We start from the raw sequence: 465 nt of genomic DNA, 5'->3' as shown, positions 1-465 counted from the left end.
ATTGAAGCGGCAGATAACAAAAAAGATGATCGAAAATACCGGTGGAACTGGGAAGATAAAAATGCCGGGACAGGTGTAGACTGCTCACACTTTATTAAAGAAGTGGTAGCTACGGCCGAATCAGAGGAGGCCAGACGCCTTAAGCAGGACAAAGGTTATTTGACTCCCGAAGAGATCAATACCTATAGCAAATCTTTTAATGATAAGAACCTAAAAGAATTTGAGGATGAGGAGCGTGGCACAAGAAGAATGGCCAGGTACCTGGAGAAATATGGGTATTATAGCACATCATTAGAGGATGTGAAAGAAGGGGATATTGTTTTTATAGGCCCTGGGAAAGAGAAGAGTATAGGGAGTATTGGGCATATTGTGATAATAACTAAGATCAATTATGATGATCATGAAAAGTACCAATTTGCTGATGCCGGCAAAAATAAAGCATCCAAAAACAATTCAGGAATTTAT

General features: G+C 39.6%; 1 protein-coding gene. It reads left to right on the top strand.

The features are described 5' to 3' along the window. The coding region (locus E1163_RS30085; RefSeq protein WP_185155865.1) for a hypothetical protein at window positions 1–465 on the top strand (465 nt) is incomplete at both ends.

This window comes from Fulvivirga kasyanovii (assembly GCF_009711405.1).
Classification (GTDB): domain Bacteria; phylum Bacteroidota; class Bacteroidia; order Cytophagales; family Cyclobacteriaceae; genus Fulvivirga; species Fulvivirga kasyanovii.
The sequence above is the reverse complement of the archived record's forward strand: the minus strand, read 5'-3'. Positions and strand labels throughout refer to the sequence as shown.